Source organism: Rickettsia endosymbiont of Cardiosporidium cionae, from assembly GCF_015476335.1.
Lineage (GTDB): Bacteria > Pseudomonadota > Alphaproteobacteria > Rickettsiales > Rickettsiaceae > JADHZC01.
The window spans coordinates 200,747-220,955 of the sequence record NZ_JADAQY010000001.1; the positions used below are offsets into that span (position 1 = coordinate 200,747).

Sequence of the window (20,209 nt, forward strand, 5' to 3'; positions counted from 1 at the left end):
AATTGTTTACATATCTTTACCATTATAAGATTCATTTCACATGTTTGATAACTCATTTAGTGAAATACCTGAACTGATCTATAAAGGATTAAATCAAGCCCAAATTGATGCTATTTTTCATACTGAAGGGCCTTTACTGGTGCTAGCAGCTGCAGGAACAGGTAAGACTACTGTTCTTACCAATAGAATTGCATACATCATTTATAAAAAATTAGCATTTCCACAAAATATTTTAGCTGTAACCTTCACTAATAAAGCAAGTAAAGAAATGCAATATAGGTTATCAAAATTTGGTATCATTAAAGATTTTTGTTCATATACATTTCATTCAATAGCTAATAAGATTTTAAGATCTTATATCAATAACTTAGAACTAAAAATAGATAATAATTTTAGTATCATTGGCATATCGGAACAAATAAGCTGCATTAAAAAACTGATGATTGATAGCAATATCAATATACAACTCTACCATCCAAAAATCATTAATTCAATTATTGCAGGTTGGAAAGATAGAGATCTATCAGAAACAGATACAAAAAATCTAGACTCAACCGTATCGCAAATTGCACAAAATATTTATCCAAAATATCAAAATATATTAAAAAACTCCAATTTGCTAGATTTTGGTGACCTATTAATATATTGTTTGGAACTATTTAGAAATAAACCAAAAATATTATCTTATTTTCAACAAAAATTTCAGTATATTTTAATAGATGAGTACCAAGATACAAATATTGTACAGTATAATATAGCCAAAATGATAGGAACTAAAAATAGCAATATCTGTTGCGTTGGAGATGATGATCAATCCATTTATACTTGGAGAGGAGCAGAACCAAGTTATATATTAAAATTTGGGCAAGATTTTCCAGATGCTAGAATTATTAAATTGGAACAAAATTATAGGTCAACAAAATTTATTTTAAATGCTGCATCCAATATAATACAAAATAATAAATCCAGGCACGACAAAGCGTTATGGACAAAAAAACAATATGGAGAGAAAATTAAAATTATTGGATGTACAAATGAAGTCGATGAATCATTTTGTATAGCAAAGATTATATCAAAAACTATGGGAGATAAAAAATATAACGCATACCAAATTGCGGTATTGGTAAGGGCTAGCTTCCAAACCAGAGCACTAGAAGAAACATTTGTTGAATGTAAAATACCATACAAAATAGTAGGTGGAGTAAAATTTTATGAAAGAGCTGAAATTAAAGATATTATCTCTTATATACAACTTGCTATAAATTATAATAATGACATAGCATTCGAAAGGATTATCAACATTCCTAAGAGATCTATAGGAAATTCAACAATTAAAAAAATTAGAGATTTTTCTTCTATTAATAATCTTTCGATGTTTTGTTCTATAGAAGAAATGTTTAATAAGGGATATTTTAAAAGCAAACTCCAAAAATATATTTCAGAATTTATTCAACTAATACAAAAAATAAAAAATCAATATAATGATATTGAAATTAAACCTATTAAAGTCACTAATGATTTATTAATAGAATCCGGATATCTTGAATATATTAAGAAATCCGATGATATAAACTCAACATCAAAAATTGAAAATATCGAAGAAATGTTAAAAGTAATTGATGAATTTGATAATATTTATCAATTTATAGAACATATTTCTCTTTTCACAGATACAGATCTAACAACCGATATATTAGGTACTGTAACAGTGATGACAATGCACGCCGCTAAAGGGTTAGAATTTGATCTAGTATTTCTAGCAGGTTGGGAAGAATTGATTTTTCCACATAAAAAAGCTTTAAATACAAAATATAATCAAGAAAAAGCACTAGAAGAAGAACGAAGGCTAGCATATGTAGCAATTACTAGAGCTAAAAAAAATTTATATATTACATATACTCAAAATAGAAAAATATTTGGTGAAACAATACAACTACTACCTTCAAGATTTATACAGGAAATTTCTGACCAAGATGCAGATTTTCACTCTTCTGATGAATATCTATATGAAGTATTAAACTTCAAAAAGCCACAATATAGTGACTATTATAATGATTTAAGAAGTAGAAAAAAACATAAAAATCACTTGCAATACGGTTTGACTGAACCAACTCCAGCAATATTAGAAGAAAAAAATGCTGGAAAAAAAGTTAAACATCCTAAATTTGGCAACGGCATTATAGTAAAACGATCTGGACAAAATTTAGATATTGTATTCGAAAAGATTGGCTTTAAAACCATTAAAGAAAGTTTTGTAACACTAATATAAAATCTGATAGATCATCTGTGTTGGAAAGTTTAATAATAGAAATTACACAAACTAATTAGATCTGTAATGTATAACCAACTAAAAAATTTTATTATATTATGTGTTCATGGATGAAAATAAATTTTATTTAGTGAATAAATATTTACAATCCATACAATGAGTATTGTAACAAATGCTACTAATAAATAAGAAATCAAAGAATCAAATGTACTTGAAGGTATAAAAAAGAATATAGATGCTTGAATAAAAGCTCCCAAACCCTTCCCCAATTTTAATCCTATAATTTCTGCAGCAGCCTTACCTTTAGTTTTTAACTCCAATGATAATGGTATATAGAGCATTTCTTTAGTAGAATCAAATAATGAATATTTACTAGATTTACTTAATATATTTTGTATTGCACCTACTATTACAGCTAAATAAATCAATATCAATTTATTTTCGACTTCAGTAAAATACTGTTCAAAAATAATCAAAATAAAGAATAAAGAACCTGTAACTCCTATAACTATGGGAGTGATTAATGCTGAAGTTATCCACTTAAAATGTCTTAAAATATTACTACCTATTATCATAAAAAAAATAGAAGAAAACCCCATATATATATTAAAATTACCCATAAAATTTGTATAATCAATACCATTATTATAAATAATTTTAATTTTATTCTTCCAAGGCCCCTCCAGGATATTAATTATCAATCCATAACAAATAATGAGCAGTGAAATATTAAATAAATATTTGGTTTTTAATATTAAATATAAGCTATCCTTAAAAGATAATTTTGTCCTAGTTATCGCAATATCTTTTTTTATAGAGTAATTACTGCTCTTAGAAATAACATAACTATTAATATATTTATAAATAATCATAATTAATATATTGAGTATTATTACTGTATAAATAATAGGACGCAATACATTTTCGTAATAACAGATCCTATGTAATTTTAAATCAATTTTTCCTACTATAAGTTCATGATTAACATAATTATTGGAGAATAATACTAAACAATATCCTGATAAAATTAATCCTATACTACCAATTATATTTAAATGTGGATAAAATCTTTTTGATGTTTCTATATCAAAAATATGATTTGCATATTGCCAAAATAGTAAATTAATAATCACTGCATTCCATAGTTCTGCAAATACGTAAAAAACAGCATATGTCCATTTTTCAAGAATTAAGATGGTCCACCTAAAATTAGGATAGCAAGCTAATAGAGAACTTATTTTTTCTTGGCTTGGATGATAAATATCTTGATTAGGGTATAAAACATATATAAATATGAAAAATACCAATATAAAAAATGATATCATTATATAAAACATACTTGCATAACTAAAAATATTACTCATTCTAATGTAAAATAATGTAAAAATCACAGTAGTTGGCAATACCAAAAAAAGTTTTAAAAAGCTTATAGCTTCTGAGCCTATAGAAGTAACAATCAGACTATCTTTAATAGAACGCAATGAAGAAAAGCAGAAAAGCATGGATATCATCATCATTGCCATTGGCATAAATAATCTTAGTTCATGTTTATATATAGGCCACAGTAAATCTCTGATAGTAAGCATAAAATCAGACAAGGATTTTTTAGACATTAATTAATTATTAATTTTTATATTGATTGATAATTCTATATGAATATTAAACTCTATATTTTTTTTGAGTCTTTATAATTGTAGAATGTTGAAAATTCTGGTTGGTACAATAAATTAACACTACCAACGGCTCCGTTACGATGCTTAGCTATAATAATTTCAGCAGTATTGTGATATTTTTCCATTTTATCAAGCCATTTTTCATGATCTTCTGTACTACAATTTGGTTCAGAAATATTTTTATTATAATAGCACTCCCTATAGATAAACAATACTACATCGGCATCTTGTTCAATTGCTCCTGAATCCCTAAGATCAGAAAGCATGGGGCGTTTATCTTGCCTTTGCTCTACAGACCTTGAAAGTTGAGATAATACAATAATAGGGATAGAAAGATCTTTAGCTATAGCTTTTAATCCTTGAGTAATATCAGAAATTTCTAACACTCTGCTATTATAAGATGTGTTACTTTGCATTAATTGTAAGTAATCTATAACTAAAAATCTTAAATTATACTGACGTTTAAACTTTTTTACCTTAGCTCTTAAAGAATTAATTGATAATGATCCTGTATCATCTATAAAAAATGGTGTATCTCTAATTCCTACTGAAGATTTAGTTAAAATATTAAAATCTGATTCATTGATTTTACCATTACGTAAATTATCAGAATTAATTTGAGTAGATATCGATAAAATTTTAGTAGCAATTTGAATTAAGGACATTTCTAGTGAAAAAAAAACTACTGATGGCAATGCAGAATCTTGAGTATCTTGAGTATCTTGGACTAGCTCCTTACAGGCATTTAATGCTAAATTAAGAGCAAAAGAAGTTTTTCCCATACCTGGCCTACCGGCAAGTACTATAAGATCAGAATCATGAAATCCAGATAAAATAGCATCAAGCACTGCAAACCCTGTAGAAATACCAGAAATATGCTTAGAATCAGACATAGCCTTAGTAATATTATCCAGAGCTTTATTTACCGCTACATCTATAGATTGCAATTGCTTGAAATTTGTTCCTGTACTAGCTAAATTATATAGCACATTTTCGGCTTTAGCTAGTTGATCTAAAGCTGAATCCTCTAAAGTAGAATTATAAGCGTCATTCACTATTTCTTCCCCTACAGATATCAGACTCCTTTTAATTGCTAAATCATATATTATTTTAGCATAATCATAAGGATTAATTACTAACATAGCAGATGTAGTCAATTTTAATAGATATTCAGAACCATTCACTAACTGATATAGTGGATCCTTACTTAAAAAAGATTGAAGAGTAATATCTGTTACTAACAATTCTTGTTGAAGAATTTTTTGTATCGCTGTATAAATTTTTTGGTGTATTTTTTCAAAAAAATGTTCTGCAACTAAAAAGTGACTTACCTTATATAGCAAATCTGACCTTATAATAATAGCTCCGAGTAGCATCTGCTCTGCTTGTAAATTATAAGGTAGAACTCTTTGTAACTCATTAACTTTAAATTGTTCAGAACCCACTACAATAACCCAATAAATATTTACTTAACTCTACTCTACATTAAACAATATTTGTTATAAACAAATATATATTTATATAGTATAAATATATCTTGATTACTCACAAGAGCGAATCAATTTTTCTGCTTCTAATGCTGCCATACAACCTGTAGCTGCAGCAGTAACAGCTTGTCTATATATTTTATCCTGCACATCACCAGCTGCGAAAACATATTTCATACTAGTTTTTGTAGAGTCGGGTTCAGTTACAATATATCCCTCCTTGTCTAAAAGCAACTGATCACTGAATAAAGATGTATTAGGGGAATGCCCTATGGCAATAAACACTCCTTCACAATCTATACTACTCAACTTGTTATCGTTAACATTACGTAGTTTTATACCATTAACAGCTTTTGGTTCATCTGTACCAAATATTTCTTCTACAACATTATCCCATATAACCTTAATTTTTTTATTATTAAATAGCCTTTGTTGTAAAATCTGATCAGCCCTCAATTGCTCTCGCCTATGAATCAAATAAACATAGCTGGCATGATTTGTCAAATACAGTGCTTCTTCTACTGCGGTATTACCCCCTCCTATTACTGATACAATTTTATTTTTAAAAAAAAACGCATCACAAGTAGCACACCCCGAAACACCGAACCCCTGAAATACAGATTCAGATTCTATTCCAAGCCATTTTGCTTGTGCGCCAGTAGCAATAACAATAGCTTTAGCTTGATACACTGCCCCCCATGTACCATGAGCTATTCTGGTTTTTAAATCAATTTTAGATATTTCATCATCTATAATTTCTGCTCCTACTGTGATAGCTTGAGATTTCATTTCTTTCATTAACCAAGGCCCCTGGATAACATTAGAAAAACCCGGATAATTTTCTACATCTGTAGTAAGATTTAACTGTCCACCAGCTTCCATACCACTAATTACTATAGTTGATAAGCATGATCTTGTACTATAAATCGCTGCAGAAAGTCCAGCTGGGCCAGAACCTAATACCAGTATATCTGTGTTTATAACGGATTTTGTCATAATCAATCATCTAATAACATTTAATTTATGATACCGGTTAATTTCAAAGTATCAATGAGGGACCAATTATAAAACAGTTTTACAATTTACTCAAACAGAAAATACCAGGTTTTTTATTAAATTATTAGAATGTAATGAGACATTATAGGCATATATATTAAAGCAAATAATAGTGATAATAAAATGGTACTAGCAACTTTTTCAGGAAATAATTTATAAATTGAAGAAATAACAATTATATTAGTAGCCATAGGTGAAATAGATAATAGATGTAATGCATTATAATAATCATTCCCATATATCCCAAATATATATTTATCCAACATAATTACAACACCAAACACTAAAGGAAAGACAATAAATTTACTAGAGAATGCTGCTATAACAAATTTTATATCCAAAACAAATTTTGAAAGTCTAGAAAGAGCAAGCCCTATCATAATCATACCTAAAATAGAGAATGCTCCTTTCATATTTTTAGAAAACTCAGATAAAAAATCTGGAAGGCGAATACCCAATATGCTAAATGTACAACCAATAAAAAATGCATTTAAAATAGGTAATTTTAATACCCGAATCAAACTATCTTTTATACTACTAAAATTTCTTACGCAAAAATAATACCCTATAGATGCCTCATATAGCGCGATACCTATTAATCCAAAAGTATATATACTCAAAGTGTAGCTATTAAACAATTCAGAAGCAATTGGTAACACCACATAACCACTGTTTCCAGTACCTGCAGATAAGGCAAGTATAGATCTATGTTCATCCTGCCAGATTTTACCATAAAAGAAAAAGCTAGATACACCAATAATGCTACAGATAGAAAAGGTAATTAATATAATACTTAAATCATTTAGTTTTAATGATACACTGCTAGGAATTGTAAAAAATACTATAGGAGCAATAAAGAAAAATAAAAGCGAAGCTATGGACTCCTTCTCTACATTATAAAATTTACCTGCACAATACCCAATCAGTACGTTTAGTAACGATGACATAACTTTTAAGAAAACAATATAAAAAATCATAGTAGTAAAATATTCAAATCATTTAAGTGCAGATTTAACCATAGATCATTCTACATTAAAATATACAAAAATAAATCTACAAAAGACAAGAATTAACTATTGATACTAATTGACACTTAGCGCTAATTAAATTAATATCCATTACATTGAAAAATAATAAGTTGACGGAAATATGAACAATACACTCACTATTAATGCCCAGTTACGTAAAAATTTTGGTACTGGTGCTGCCAGAGCATTGAGGAATCAGTCTATGATACCAGCAATTATTTATGGAAATAAACATAAAAACATCCCTATATCAATCAGTGCTCAAGATATCAATCTTGAGTGTTATAAACCATATTTTATGTCTAAAATAATCCATATTAACCTGGATGAGACTAATTATAAAGTTTTAGTACAATCAATAAAATTTCATCCTATAAAAGACTTGGTAATACATATAGATTTTATAATACTTGGTAATAACACACAAAAAATCTATATTCCTATTCTGTTCAAAAATAAAGAAAATTCTGTAGGAATTAAAAGAGGAGGATACTTTAATACAATTCGTAGAAAATTACTATGTGAATGTGATGTAAAAAATTTACAAAACAAAATAGAATTAGACGTATCTAGTTTTTCTGGTGAAAAATCTATTAAAGCTGGGGATATAATACTGCCAAACGGAGTGAAATTACTAGAGCCGAAAAATACTGTTATAGCCTCAATAATAACTAAAAAAGGTAAATCTGAATCAGTAGAAGAGACTCAAACCACTGACTCTAATTAAATCAGCAATTAAAAATTTTCAATGCAAATGATTTTAGGATTGGGAAATCCTGGTAAATGTTATGCAAATACTCGTCATAATGTTGGCTTTATATTAGTAGACAAATTAGCTAATTTTTATAATTTTGAATGGTATAATAAAAAAAAACTTAAAGCTAACATAGCTTATAATAAAAAGTATCACTATATTTTATGTAAATCTTGTACTTACATGAATATGACAGGAAATTCAGTATATTTAATTATCAATTACTATAAAATAGTTACAAAAGATATATTAGTTATCCATGATGATATTGATTTAGATTTTTTAACATTGAGAACAAAAATTGGAGGAAGTCATGCAGGACATAATGGATTAAAATCTATAGATAATATTTTAGAAAATAGAAATTATCATAGATTACGCATAGGGATAGGTAGACCTGATCAAAATAAAAACCTAGATATATCAGAATATGTACTGAGTAATTTTACCAATTCTGAAATAACAAAAATTGACAATAAATTTGGTACAATATTTAGCAATAATGATATCTTAAATAACGATATCGAATTATTAAAAGAGAAATTGTTATCTTAATTTAATAAGTAATATTTATTTTCAAAAATATTCATTTTATCAATTAAATAATCAATTAAATATATAGAAAATATGCCTTTAAAATGTGGTATTGTAGGGCTACCTAATGTTGGTAAATCTACATTATTTAATGCCTTAACTGCTAGCAACACTGCTGCAATGGCTGATTATCCATTTTGCACCATTGATCCAAATCATGGATTAGTAAAAATTCCTGACGGTAAACTAGATATAATAGCTAAAATCGCTAATGCAAAATTGACTAAATATTCTTATATAGAATTTGTAGATATAGCCGGCCTAGTAAAGGGAGCAAGTAAAGGAGAAGGGTTAGGTAACCAATTTCTTGGGCATATTAGGTCAGTAGATGCAATAATACATGTAATCAAATGTTTTAATGATATTAATACAATCAATAATACAGAAGACTTGAATCCCATAAATGATGTGGAAACTATAGAAACAGAATTATTGATCGCAGATCTAGATTTAATTGAAAAGCAAATCTTAATTTTAGAAAAAAAAATTAATTCTGGAATAAAATCACAACAAAAAGATCTTACAATACTAAAACAATGTGCAAATGCTATAGATAAAGGTATAGAGATCAAAAATCTACAATTCAATGCAGAAGATAAAAAAATTCTAGATAATATTTCACTCCTCACTACAAAACCCTCAATATATGTATGTAATGTTCATGAAAATGATATAATCAATGGTAATAATTACTCAAGATCTATTGAATCCATTGCTAAGAAAAAAAATATAAAATGTTTAATTATTTCTTCCAAATTAGAACAAGAAATTTCTGAACTAGAAGATCTAAATGAAAAATTGGAATTTATAAAAGCAACAGGCATAGAAAAAAACGGCCTAGAACAAATTACTACTTCTGTTTATCAACTACTCAAATTACAATCTTTTTATACAGTAGGAAAAAAAGAGGCAAAAGCATGGAGCTTTAAAATAGGTACTACTGCACATAAAGCAGCAGGGATAATACATACTGATTTTGAAAGAGGTTTTATTAAGGTAGAAGTAATTGATTATCAAGATTATCTTAATATAGGTGATGAAAAAAAAATCAAAGAATTAGGAAAATTACGGGTAGAAGGCAAAAATTACATAATGCAAGATTCTGATATAGTATATTTCAGATTCAATGTATAAATTCTAAATCCAAATATCTTATAAACTAACTAAATTAATTAACTATCTGCATAGAATACGCCACTGATTTTTAGTAATACATTATCTTCACTACATGTAAATCAAAAAAAACACTAATAGATACTATCGCTCTATATTAACAGCTATAGCATATGGTTATTATGAATCATTCGGGCAATATTCATATAATCTTCTGGAGAAAGATTTTCTCCTCTAATCTTTGGATTAATATTTAACTCAGCTAAGACTGATTTTATTTGACTTCCTAAAATGGATAGCGAAGTTTGAATCATTTTTCTTCTTTGTTGAAATGCAGCATTAGTAACTTTAGATAAAGTACTCAAAAGATCTATGTCAGAATTTTCTGATTTAGCATCAAATTTTAATACTGAAGAATGTATCTGAGGAATTGGATAAAAAGCCTCTGGAGAAATGTCAAAAATTTTTCTTACATCATATAATGTTTGAACAATAACAGATATCCTGCCATATTGTTTTGTAGACGTTTTAGATAATAATCTTTCGGCCAATTCCTTCTGTAATGTTAAAACCAAACTCCTTATAGGATATTTTAGATACATAAATTTAATTATCAACGCTGTACTAATGTGATAAGGCAAATTAGATATCACAGTAACATTATGATTTTTTTGACATATTAAATTCCAGTCAATCTTTAACGCATCTGAATATAGAGTCTGAATATTATCATATTTTGAAGAAATTATTTCTAATATTTGAGTAAATCTTTTATCCACCTCAATTGTTGTTAATTTATGAGGTTCAAGTGCTAAGATAGACTTAGTTAAATTACCTATAGCAGGCCCTATTTCAATAACATGAGTTCTACTATCAATATCACTACTAAACGCAATTTTATCACATATATTTTGATCTAAAAGAAAATTCTGACTATATTTTTTTAAAGGAATTATCTGATATTTTTTCAATATCTCCTTAATACTAGATTCTAACATCCATTACGAAGTAAATTGATTAATGATAAATAACTAATGAATCAAATGTGACTTTACTTTACTAATTCTAGTGATAAATTAGACATTCTATAAATTTTGTCCATCTTATATGCGATATCTAAATTATGTGTTACCATAATTACGGAAGCATTATACTTATGCACTTGCCTTAAAAAAAGATCAAAAACAATTGCAGCATTATCTCTATCAAGGTTACCTGTAGGCTCGTCGGCCAATATCAATCTAGGAGAGTTAATTAACGCTCTTAATACCGCTATTCTCTGTTGTTGACCAGCAGATAATTCTCCTGGTAAGTTGTACAATATACCTTCTAGACCTATTTCTTTTAATAATGATATTGCTTTATGAAATGCTATTTCTTTACTTATACCCTGAATTAAAAGGGGCATTGCAACATTTTCATAACTATTAAATTCTGGTAACAAATAATGATATTGGTATATTAATCCAAATTTTTTTAACCTCGTATCAGCAAAATTCTCTTTATTTTTGTAAGAAATTATTTCTCCATCAACATATATTGATCCTGAATCAAATACTTCAAGCAGGGATAATATATTTATTAAACTAGATTTCCCTATTCCAGATTCTCCTATTATTGCAATAGTTTCTCCTTTATGGATTGCTAAATTTAGTTTTTTAAATAATGTAACAGTAAAAGAGGCCTGAATGTAACTCTTAGAAATATCCTCAGCTTTTAAAAAAATATCATTCATATCTCACTAAATCTATAGGACGTAATTTAACAGCTCTATATGCCGGGTATATACTAGCAACAAAAGATAAAATAGCAGTGCTCGAGGCTATAGTAGCTACATCTTTAATACGTAAAACAGAAGGTAACCTATACAAGAAATAAATAGCAGGTTCAAAAATTTTTATACCCGCAACATATTCTAATAAAGACTTAATATTTTGTATATTATATGAAAATAAACACCCTAAAATTATACCAAATAATATTCCTATAATACTAACTAACATACCGTTAAATATAAAAATCAATATAATTTGAGTATTAGAAGCTCCTATTTTACGCAACATAGCGATATCCCTGATTTTATCTTTTACTATCATAAAAAGTATAGAAGATATATTAAAACTTGCAATTAATATAATTAACATTAATATAAAGAACATAGTTGTTCTTTCTAGATCTAACGCATCTAAAAATTGTTTATGTTCTTTTGTCCAGTCAGTTAAATAAAGGTTTAAACCTAGCATATTAAGTTTATTGGATAATATCCTAGATATTTCTGGAGCATATTCAGAATCATAAATCTTAATTTCTAATAAATTAATATATTCTCTATCGAAAGAAAATAGCTGTCTGACAGCATTTAGTGGCATTAATATAGTTTGAGAATCATATTCATATAATCCACTAGAAAATACTGCTACTACTTCAAAATTTTTAGCCCTCGGCATACTACCAAATACTGTAGAAATTGCTTTAGGTACTAGTAACTTGATATGTGAGCCTACACTAACACCTAATAATCTCGCTAATCCTATACCAACAGCCACAGAATCATTACCTGTATAGTTAGAGAAAGAACCAGCAGTAACATTGGATAAAATGACTTTTTTATTGGCAATATTTTCAATATCCAACCCCCTAATAACGGCTCCAGTATTAGCTCTATTCCCTATAACGAATGTATTTTCTAAAATTGTTGGCGTAACACTCTCTATGCAATTGTTACTTAATAACATATTATGTATATTGTTATAATTTGTTATCTTTTTATCAATATTTCTATTGTATACGTATATGTCTCCGTTAATACCGACTATATTACGCACCAATTCAACGTGAAATCCGTTCATGACAGACATCACAATAATAAGCGTAGCAACTCCGAGAGTTATACCTAAAAATGATATAACAGATACAACAGAAATGAATTTTTCCCTTTTATTAGATATAAAATACCTTAAAGCAATCATAAAAGATACTTTATATCTATGTAATGCCATTATCTAATTATTATTAAAATTGACAACCATGACTATAATACATAACATATCTATATATAAGTGATATAATGTAATATTTATGAACTAACTAATGCAACAATTTTTTTAGCTGCATGCTGATAATTAATATACTCTGATATATAAGTAGATCTATTTTTTATTTCCACTAAATCATTCTCTGCCTTACTTGCAGATACAATAACTTGCCATGGAGAACCTATCAAATCATGGGTATTCAACTTATATCCCATAGTTTTATCAGTATCATCATATATAACATCTATTTTAGATTCAAGCAATCTGTTATATATATAATTGGATATCGAATTGGTTTTAACATCGTTAACATTGATATTAATAAGAGATATTTTAAAAGGAGCAACACTCATTGGCCAAATAATACCCCTTGAATCGTTATTTGCTTCAATAATGGCTGCAACAAGGCGAGTAATACCAATACCATAAGAACCCATCAATAAATATATCTTCTGACCTAACCTGTTATTGATAGTAGCATTCATTAATCTGGAATATTTTTCTCCAAAACTAAATATATGACCTACTTCTATAGATTTTGAATTTATGACCCTACTCTTATCACAATTAATATCTGATATATCATGCACTTCATCAGTGGCAGCATATGGTAATTTATCAATAGACATAGAAGAAAATTCTTGCATAGAAATTTCTTCTATGTCTTTATTATAATAGATCATAGTTTCTCCACTATTGCTAACAATATGGAATTCATGACTTAGTGATCCTCCTATTTCACCCGAAGATGCTCTAACAGCTATTACTTTAACGCCAATCGTATCAAAAATTTGCATATAAGATTGAAAAAATAAATTATAAGTTTTAATACAAGACTCAAAATTTTCATCAATAGAATAAGCATCCTGCATTAAAAATTCCCTTGAACGCAAAACTCCAAATCTGGGCCTAATTTCATCACGAAATTTCCACTGAATCTGATACAATATTTTAGGCACATCACGATAAGAATTGACGTATTTTCTAAAAATATCTGTAAATACCTCCTCTGCTGTAGGAGCAAGCAACATATTGTATCCATGCCTATCCTGAAACTTCAACATCTCCTTACCATAACTACTGTATCTATCTGATTCTTTCCAGAGAGCAGCGTCATGCACATAAGGAGTCAAAATCTCAGAAGCAAATGAATCCAGATGATTATTTATAATAAATTTTATATTATTGATTACCTTCAAACCTAAAGGCAACCAACTATAAATGCCAGACATACTTGGGCAAATCATACCAGATTTCACCATTAATTTATGAGAATTAATCTCTAGGTTTTTTGGAATTTCTTTCCGAACAGGTAAAAAATATTTCGATAATAACATGAATAAAAAATTTCAAATAAATGAGCAAATTGCTACTTAACTTTCAGAAATAGGAGATAATAACATATAAATTTGTTTACCTTCAATTTTAGAAGAATGATCCAACCGAGAAACATCACTAAGCTCTTTTACAATTTTATCAAATAATTCATACCCTCTCTCTTTATGCAGTATTTCTCTACCCTTAAACCACAAAGATACCCTAACTTTATCACCATTTTCTAAAAAATGTCTTATTCTCAAGAGTTTAACATCAAAATCCCCTACCCCTATATTGACCCTAAACTTCATTTCTTTTAATACATTTTTTTTTCTTTTTTTCTTTGCTAAATTATCCCTTTTTCTTAATTCATACCTATATTTTATAAAATCGGCAATTTTACAAACAGGTGGAGATGACTTAGGTACGATTTCTATAAGATCCAGGCCTAACTGCCTAGCACGAGCTATAGCATCAGCAATAGGGAGATCTCCTACCATTTTGCCATCATTATCTATCACTCTTACCACATTAGAGTTAATACTCTTATTAACTCTAAAAAACTTTTCATTTTTTTTTGTATCAGCTACAATAAGAACCTCTATTTTAAAATTAAACTTACTAAATAAATAATAGTAACTCCATAAATAAAATACCATCGGGTATTCTAACAGCAGATTACGTTATTTACAACGTAAATAATTTATGATATTAGATATATTTACAGCATTGCTCAAAGCTTAACCTAGGAAGTTTAGAAATTTTATGTGTTTTTGAATAAGTTGAGTAACCTAAATTACATAGTAATTCTGACTTATATGAAGTATCTCCTAGAAATAGCTCATTAACTTTATTGTGATTAAAGCCTGATAAAGGACCACAATCAACTCCTAAAGATTTTGCTACTATCATAAAATAAGCTGATTGCAGTACAGTATTCCTAATAGCTGTATCTAAGGTAATAACTTTGGATGATTTAAAATATGACTGAAGAAAACTATTATTAGGGTTCAAATAATCCATATTTTCAGTAAATTCAGTATCATATGCAAATATTGCGGTCACAGGAGCTGAGTTTATCTTCTCTATGTTTCCCTTACTCACACATGTTATGAGTTTAGATTTAGCCTCCTTAGATACAATAAAAAAAACCCTAAAAGGGGAAGAATTACCAGAAGTAGGACCGTATTTCATAATATTATATATTTTTTTTAATACTGAATTTTCTAAAGGTTCATCACTAAAGTTATAGCAAGTATTAGAATAAAAAACCTCTTCTATATTACGCATATCTCTACCAAAATTGAACAAATTTATAATTTAATTAACAATAATTTTAAGATCATTAATTTAAATCAAATTTTTTACATTAGATAAAAAAACTCTTGCCCTATCAGAAGATGGGTTACTAAAAAAATCTTCAGCTCTCTGATCTGAAAGGATCCTACCATTGTTCAGAAATATAATACGATCTGCTATAATTTTTGCAAATTTTATATGGTGAGTAACAACAATAATTTGCATTTTATTTTTTAAACCATTTATAATGTGCACTATATCCTTAATCATTTCAGAATCGAGAGCAGAGGTAGGTTCATCAAACAACATGATTTTTGGATCCATCATCAATGCTCTGCATATTGCTACTCTTTGCTTTTGCCCTCCTGATAAATTTTGTGGTATTATGTATTTTTTAGTTTTCAAAGCAAATTGTTCTAATAGATGATCTGATCGCATTACTGCTTCTTTTTTTGATATTTTTAAAACTTGTATTGGAGCATAAGTTAAATTATCTACTACATTCATATTATCGAATAAATAAAATTGCTGAAATACCATACCAATTTTATTGCTTAATTTATAGGCATTTTTTTTATACAAAACCTCACCATCTATTAATATTTTTCCATTATCAGGAACTTCCAAATAATTAATACATCTGATTAAAGTAGATTTACCACTACCTGAAGATCCGATTATAACTATTGTTTCTTTTTTATCCAGAACCAAATTAATATCATTCAATACTAAATTTTGGTTGAATGTCTTAAAGACTTTCCTGAATTCAATCATTTTATAGATAATGTAAGTATTTTATACAAATCAAAATACAGATAACTAAATTGTAATGAACTAATATTTATTTTATTATTAATAACTTTTCCAAAATTTTTGTAAAGACTGTAATGATTAATATCAATATATAATATATGCTACCTGCAATGATCAATGGCTCAAAATATGAATATGTTTCTGCGGAAATCATTTGTGCTCTCCTCATTATATCCATACCCCCTATCACAGAAATCAGCGCAGATTCCTTTAATAAAGTACTAAACTCATTCACTAAAGCAGGGAAGACATTTCTCAAAGCCTGAGGTAAAATAATATCTTTCATATAAGAATTAAATTTTATTCCCAAAGCTTTTATAGCATCAAATTGTCCTTTATCTACAGAATTTATACCACTTCTTACAATTTCAGATATATATGCTCCTGAATTTAAAGAAAAAGCAACCACAGTAGACCAAAATACAGAAATAGTTATACCAACACCAGGTAATATAAAATATATTACACTAAGTTGTAAAAGTACAGGAGTGCCTCGAAAAATAGATACATATATAATAGTGAAATATTTTAATATACGGTGATCCTGAAACCTCATAACAGCAATTACCAGACCTATAATTAATCCAAATATCATTGAAATCACACTACAAGGTATAGTAAGATACACTCCTTCTAGTATAAAATATATATTTTGTACTAACTGTTCTGAACACTCTAACATGAGCCACTAATTACAAACTATAAATTTCTACTTATTAAACAACTACTAAGTAGTTTATTATAAAAATTACTTTATACAATACTAAATAATATTGCATTGTAAAGCCTTAAATAAATCTAATATATGCAATCTTAATCTTGATTTAATAAGTAATAACATGAACAATAAAACAACAAAAAATGATACTATAACCAGATCTATATTATTTATTATTATAGGAATTCTATTAGGAGTTGCTTATAAAGAGATAAAGTATAAATATAATTGGATTGAAATTGAAAATACTGCTACAGATAATATTAAATTATGCTTCACTCCACCATCTGGATGCAGCAATTTAATTGTACAAGAGCTAGCAAAAGCAAAAAAAACAATATATATGCAAGCATATGTACTTACCCTAGATATTATTATAAATCAACTAATTGATGCTTATCAAAGAGGATTGGATGTGAATATATTATTGGATTATAGTCATTATCGTAATAATAGCAGAGCATATAAAATGTTGAAATCAACTGGGGTAAAAGTAAATTTCGATAAAATGAATGGCATAGCCCATAACAAAGTTATCATTATAGATGAAACAAAAGTAATCACTGGTTCATTTAACTTCAGTTACGCTGCAGATACTAAAAATGCAGAAAACGTAATAATGATAAATAATCCTAATATAGCTAACCAATATCTTGATAATTGGTTTAATAGAAAAGTCGCGAGTCTAAAAGGATTAGAAAGATATAAAAATAAGAAAGACTTAGAAAAAAAGATACGTGATAATGAAAATAAAAATTTTTTTCTACAATTATATAATAATTTCTTAGAAACATACCAAATGCTAATAGATTATGTAGAAAATGTTCGAATCTGGTAGTGTGGTATTTAGTAATATCGCATTAAATATAAAAAATCTTTATAAGAAGATAATTTTTAATGGCAAATTATTTTTTAAATCACTATAATTGCAGAACTATATTTTGAAATAATATTTAAATATTAATGACTTATACATAAAATGGTGAATTTTTATGAACATTCATGAATATCAAGCTAAGGCAATATTCAAAAAATATGGAATTCCTGTATTGCCAGGAATAGCTATATTTAATAAAACTGAAATCGATGACAAAATTAGAGATTTTAAGAATGAATCTGCATATGTTATAAAAGCACAGATCCATGCAGGTGGTAGAGGGAAATCTGGTGGGATAAAAATAGCAAAAAATGTTAATGAAGCTATCTCATATGCAAATGAAATGCATGGTAAGAAATTAGTCACTCCACAAACCGGAGATGAAGGAAAAATTGTCAATAGAATATATGTTGAATCTGGATGTAATATTATAAGTGAATATTACCTAACAGTAGTAGTGAACACATCTCGTTCAACTATAACCTTTATTGCGTCTCAAGAAGGAGGAATGGATATAGAAGAAGTATCAAAAATTCATCCTGAAAAGATTATAACAATATCAATAGACCAAAGTGATGCTCTACAGGATTTTCATTGCAGAGCTCTAGCATTTAAAATCAATATGCAGGGTAATCAGATACGACAGTTTAGAGATATCATGCAGGCCCTATACAAAATGGCTATAGATACAAATGCAACACAAATTGAAATCAATCCTCTAGTTTTAACACAGGATAATCAGCTGATTGCATTAGATGCAAAAATGAATTTTGATGATAATGCATTATTTAAACATCCAGAAATTTTAAGTCTAAGGGACGAATCTGAAGAGGATCCACTAGAATTAAAAGCCTCAAAATACGGTTTAAGCTATATCAAAATGCACGGTAATATAGGCTGTATGGTAAATGGAGCAGGATTAGCAATGGCTACTATGGATATAATAAAATTATATGGAGCTACACCAGCAAATTTTCTTGATGTAGGGGGAGGGGCAGATACTGCAAAAGTTACAGAAGCATTTAAAATTATATTATCAGATAATTCTGTAAAAGCGATCTTAGTGAATATTTTTGGTGGCATCATGCATTGTGATATTATAGCAAATGGTATAATAAATGCTGCAAATCAAGTAAAACTTAAAATACCTCTTGTAGTTAGATTAGCTGGAACAAACATAGAGTTAGGTAAAGAATTACTACTCAATTCTAAAATAAATATGGATGTCGTAGATAATTTATCAGAAGCAGCATCCTCTGTAATAAAAGCAATCAATCATTAAAATTATTCTATAAATATGTCTATACTAATCGATAAAAATACTAAAGTAATTTGTCAGGGTTTTACTGGATCTCATGGAACATTTCATTCAAAACAAGCAATAGAATACGGTACCAAACTCCTAGGAGGGGTAACACCAGGTAAAGCCGGACAAATACATCTTGGATTACCAGTATATAATACTGTAGAAGAGGCAGTGCATCAAACAAATGCAACTGCTACAGTAATATATGTACCTCCAGCATTTGCTGCAGATTCTATACTTGAAGCAATAGATGCAAAATTAGAACTAATAATATGCATTACAGAAGGTATACCTATATTAGATATGCTAAAAGTAAAAAATGCACTAAAACACTCGAAATCTAGGCTAGTAGGGCCAAATTGCCCTGGCATTATAACTCCCAAAGAGTGTAAAATAGGTATCATGCCGGGATATATCCATAGAAAAGGTAGTATAGGTGTAGTATCTAGATCAGGTACACTCACATATGAAGCTGTTGACCAAATAACAAAAATTGGCTTAGGCCAATCTACTTGTGTGGGTATAGGTGGAGATCCTATTAATGGAACAAATTTCATTGATTGTTTAGAAATGTTTTTTAAAGACGAAGAAACCAGTGCAGTAGTAATGATTGGGGAAATTGGGGGTTCAGCCGAGGAAGAAGCAGCAGAGTTTATTAAAAAATCAATACATAAAAAACCTACTATAGCTTTTATCGCAGGTACTACAGCACCTAAAGGAAAAAGAATGGGACATGCAGGAGCAATAATAGACGGAAATAAAGGCTCTGCAGAAAATAAGTTAGAAAAACTCAAATCTGCAGGAGTAGTAATTGTAGAGTCACCCGCTGATATAGGAAACTCCATACATAAGATAATTAAAAAGTTATAA

Annotated in this window: 18 protein-coding genes and 1 pseudogene; 7 read left to right on the top strand and 12 right to left on the bottom strand. The window is 28.2% G+C overall.

Annotated elements, in window-relative coordinates:
* Positions 1-40: 40 nt before the first annotated feature.
* A pseudogene (locus tag IHI24_RS00805) lies at positions 41-1,972 on the top strand (ATP-dependent helicase); the annotation flags it as partial.
* Positions 1,973-2,373: 401 nt separating this feature from the next.
* Here the strand turns inward: IHI24_RS00805 and IHI24_RS00810 are convergent.
* From IHI24_RS00810 to IHI24_RS00825, 4 genes are all read right to left on the bottom strand, one after another.
* Positions 2,374-3,882, bottom strand: a complete 1,509-nt coding sequence (locus IHI24_RS00810) for an Npt1/Npt2 family nucleotide transporter (protein ID WP_228777134.1) — start codon at positions 3,880-3,882, stop codon at positions 2,374-2,376.
* Between the two features lie 53 nt (positions 3,883-3,935).
* On the bottom strand, positions 3,936-5,387 hold the full coding sequence (locus IHI24_RS00815; protein ID WP_228777135.1) for a replicative DNA helicase: 1,452 nt from the start codon (positions 5,385-5,387) through the stop codon (positions 3,936-3,938).
* 96 nt (positions 5,388-5,483) lie between these two features.
* The gene (trxB, locus tag IHI24_RS00820; RefSeq protein WP_194966172.1) at positions 5,484-6,425 is read right to left on the bottom strand and encodes a thioredoxin-disulfide reductase; all 942 of its coding nucleotides are present in this window, start codon (positions 6,423-6,425) and stop codon (positions 5,484-5,486) included.
* A 116-nt stretch (positions 6,426-6,541) separates the two neighbouring features.
* On the bottom strand, positions 6,542-7,462 hold the full coding sequence (locus IHI24_RS00825; RefSeq protein ID WP_194966173.1) for an AEC family transporter: 921 nt from the start codon (positions 7,460-7,462) through the stop codon (positions 6,542-6,544).
* 172 nt (positions 7,463-7,634) lie between these two features.
* Here IHI24_RS00825 and IHI24_RS00830 point away from each other — a divergent pair, with 172 nt between their 5' ends.
* The 3 genes from IHI24_RS00830 to ychF all read left to right on the top strand — a co-directional run bounded on the left by IHI24_RS00830 (position 7,635) and on the right by ychF (position 9,995).
* Positions 7,635-8,240 (top strand): 50S ribosomal protein L25/general stress protein Ctc, encoded by a 606-nt coding sequence (locus tag IHI24_RS00830; protein WP_194966174.1) that lies wholly within the window; start codon positions 7,635-7,637, stop codon positions 8,238-8,240.
* Between the two features lie 27 nt (positions 8,241-8,267).
* On the top strand, positions 8,268-8,822 hold the full coding sequence (gene pth, locus IHI24_RS00835) for an aminoacyl-tRNA hydrolase (protein WP_194966175.1): 555 nt from the start codon (positions 8,268-8,270) through the stop codon (positions 8,820-8,822).
* 72 nt (positions 8,823-8,894) lie between these two features.
* A complete protein-coding gene (gene ychF, locus IHI24_RS00840) occupies positions 8,895-9,995 on the top strand; it encodes a redox-regulated ATPase YchF (RefSeq protein WP_194966176.1) in 1,101 nt (366 codons plus the stop codon).
* A gap of 143 nt (positions 9,996-10,138) precedes the next feature.
* On the opposite strand, the gene rsmA is transcribed toward ychF, so the two are convergent.
* The 8 genes from rsmA to IHI24_RS00880 all read right to left on the bottom strand — a co-directional run bounded on the left by rsmA (position 10,139) and on the right by IHI24_RS00880 (position 17,120).
* Entirely contained in the window at positions 10,139-10,972 is an 834-nt protein-coding gene (gene rsmA / locus IHI24_RS00845; RefSeq protein WP_194966177.1) for a 16S rRNA (adenine(1518)-N(6)/adenine(1519)-N(6))-dimethyltransferase RsmA, read from the bottom strand.
* A gap of 53 nt (positions 10,973-11,025) precedes the next feature.
* Complete coding sequence (locus IHI24_RS00850) at positions 11,026-11,709, bottom strand: ABC transporter ATP-binding protein (protein WP_194966178.1); 684 nt, start codon at positions 11,707-11,709, stop codon at positions 11,026-11,028.
* Positions 11,702-12,943: a lipoprotein-releasing ABC transporter permease subunit gene (locus IHI24_RS00855; RefSeq protein WP_228777136.1), complete on the bottom strand. Its 1,242-nt coding sequence runs from the start codon at positions 12,941-12,943 to the stop codon at positions 11,702-11,704. The genes IHI24_RS00850 and IHI24_RS00855 overlap by 8 nt, the downstream gene beginning before the upstream one ends.
* A gap of 107 nt (positions 12,944-13,050) precedes the next feature.
* Complete coding sequence (proS, locus tag IHI24_RS00860; protein ID WP_194966180.1) at positions 13,051-14,346, bottom strand: proline--tRNA ligase; 1,296 nt, start codon at positions 14,344-14,346, stop codon at positions 13,051-13,053.
* Positions 14,347-14,382: 36 nt separating this feature from the next.
* Positions 14,383-14,985, bottom strand: a complete 603-nt coding sequence (gene infC / locus IHI24_RS00865; RefSeq protein ID WP_194966181.1) for a translation initiation factor IF-3 — start codon at positions 14,983-14,985, stop codon at positions 14,383-14,385.
* Positions 14,986-15,037: 52 nt separating this feature from the next.
* Positions 15,038-15,616 carry a malonic semialdehyde reductase gene (locus IHI24_RS00870; protein WP_194966182.1) on the bottom strand — a complete coding sequence of 193 codons (579 nt, stop codon included), beginning with the start codon at positions 15,614-15,616 and terminating at the stop codon, positions 15,038-15,040.
* Between the two features lie 60 nt (positions 15,617-15,676).
* Positions 15,677-16,399 carry an amino acid ABC transporter ATP-binding protein gene (locus IHI24_RS00875; protein ID WP_194966183.1) on the bottom strand — a complete coding sequence of 241 codons (723 nt, stop codon included), beginning with the start codon at positions 16,397-16,399 and terminating at the stop codon, positions 15,677-15,679.
* Positions 16,400-16,466: 67 nt separating this feature from the next.
* A complete protein-coding gene (locus IHI24_RS00880; protein ID WP_194966184.1) occupies positions 16,467-17,120 on the bottom strand; it encodes an amino acid ABC transporter permease in 654 nt (217 codons plus the stop codon).
* Positions 17,121-17,277: 157 nt separating this feature from the next.
* Between IHI24_RS00880 and IHI24_RS00885 the strand changes: the two genes are divergently transcribed.
* From IHI24_RS00885 to sucD, 3 genes are all read left to right on the top strand, one after another.
* Positions 17,278-17,994, top strand: coding sequence for a phospholipase D-like domain-containing protein (locus IHI24_RS00885; RefSeq protein WP_194966185.1), 717 nt, complete (start codon positions 17,278-17,280; stop codon positions 17,992-17,994).
* Positions 17,995-18,148: 154 nt separating this feature from the next.
* Entirely contained in the window at positions 18,149-19,315 is a 1,167-nt protein-coding gene (gene sucC, locus IHI24_RS00890) for an ADP-forming succinate--CoA ligase subunit beta (RefSeq protein WP_194966186.1), read from the top strand.
* A gap of 15 nt (positions 19,316-19,330) precedes the next feature.
* A complete protein-coding gene (gene sucD / locus IHI24_RS00895; protein WP_194966187.1) occupies positions 19,331-20,209 on the top strand; it encodes a succinate--CoA ligase subunit alpha in 879 nt (292 codons plus the stop codon).

Coding starts and splice junctions, on each gene's coding strand:
- IHI24_RS00830 (WP_194966174.1), top strand. CDS start 7,635: ATGAACAATACACTCACTATTAATGCCCAGTTACGTAAAAATTTTGGT.
- IHI24_RS00850 (WP_194966178.1), bottom strand. CDS start 11,709: ATGAATGATATTTTTTTAAAAGCTGAGGATATTTCTAAGAGTTACATT.
- sucC (WP_194966186.1), top strand. CDS start 18,149: ATGAACATTCATGAATATCAAGCTAAGGCAATATTCAAAAAATATGGA.
- trxB (WP_194966172.1), bottom strand. CDS start 6,425: ATGACAAAATCCGTTATAAACACAGATATACTGGTATTAGGTTCTGGC.
- IHI24_RS00870 (WP_194966182.1), bottom strand. CDS start 15,616: ATGCGTAATATAGAAGAGGTTTTTTATTCTAATACTTGCTATAACTTT.
- IHI24_RS00885 (WP_194966185.1), top strand. CDS start 17,278: ATGAACAATAAAACAACAAAAAATGATACTATAACCAGATCTATATTA.
- pth (WP_194966175.1), top strand. CDS start 8,268: ATGATTTTAGGATTGGGAAATCCTGGTAAATGTTATGCAAATACTCGT.
- sucD (WP_194966187.1), top strand. CDS start 19,331: ATGTCTATACTAATCGATAAAAATACTAAAGTAATTTGTCAGGGTTTT.
- IHI24_RS00825 (WP_194966173.1), bottom strand. CDS start 7,462: ATGATTTTTTATATTGTTTTCTTAAAAGTTATGTCATCGTTACTAAAC.
- IHI24_RS00810 (WP_228777134.1), bottom strand. CDS start 3,882: ATGTCTAAAAAATCCTTGTCTGATTTTATGCTTACTATCAGAGATTTA.
- ychF (WP_194966176.1), top strand. CDS start 8,895: ATGCCTTTAAAATGTGGTATTGTAGGGCTACCTAATGTTGGTAAATCT.
- IHI24_RS00880 (WP_194966184.1), bottom strand. CDS start 17,120: ATGTTAGAGTGTTCAGAACAGTTAGTACAAAATATATATTTTATACTA.
- rsmA (WP_194966177.1), bottom strand. CDS start 10,972: ATGTTAGAATCTAGTATTAAGGAGATATTGAAAAAATATCAGATAATT.
- infC (WP_194966181.1), bottom strand. CDS start 14,985: ATGGTATTTTATTTATGGAGTTACTATTATTTATTTAGTAAGTTTAAT.
- proS (WP_194966180.1), bottom strand. CDS start 14,346: ATGTTATTATCGAAATATTTTTTACCTGTTCGGAAAGAAATTCCAAAA.
- IHI24_RS00875 (WP_194966183.1), bottom strand. CDS start 16,399: ATGATTGAATTCAGGAAAGTCTTTAAGACATTCAACCAAAATTTAGTA.
- IHI24_RS00855 (WP_228777136.1), bottom strand. CDS start 12,943: ATGATTGCTTTAAGGTATTTTATATCTAATAAAAGGGAAAAATTCATT.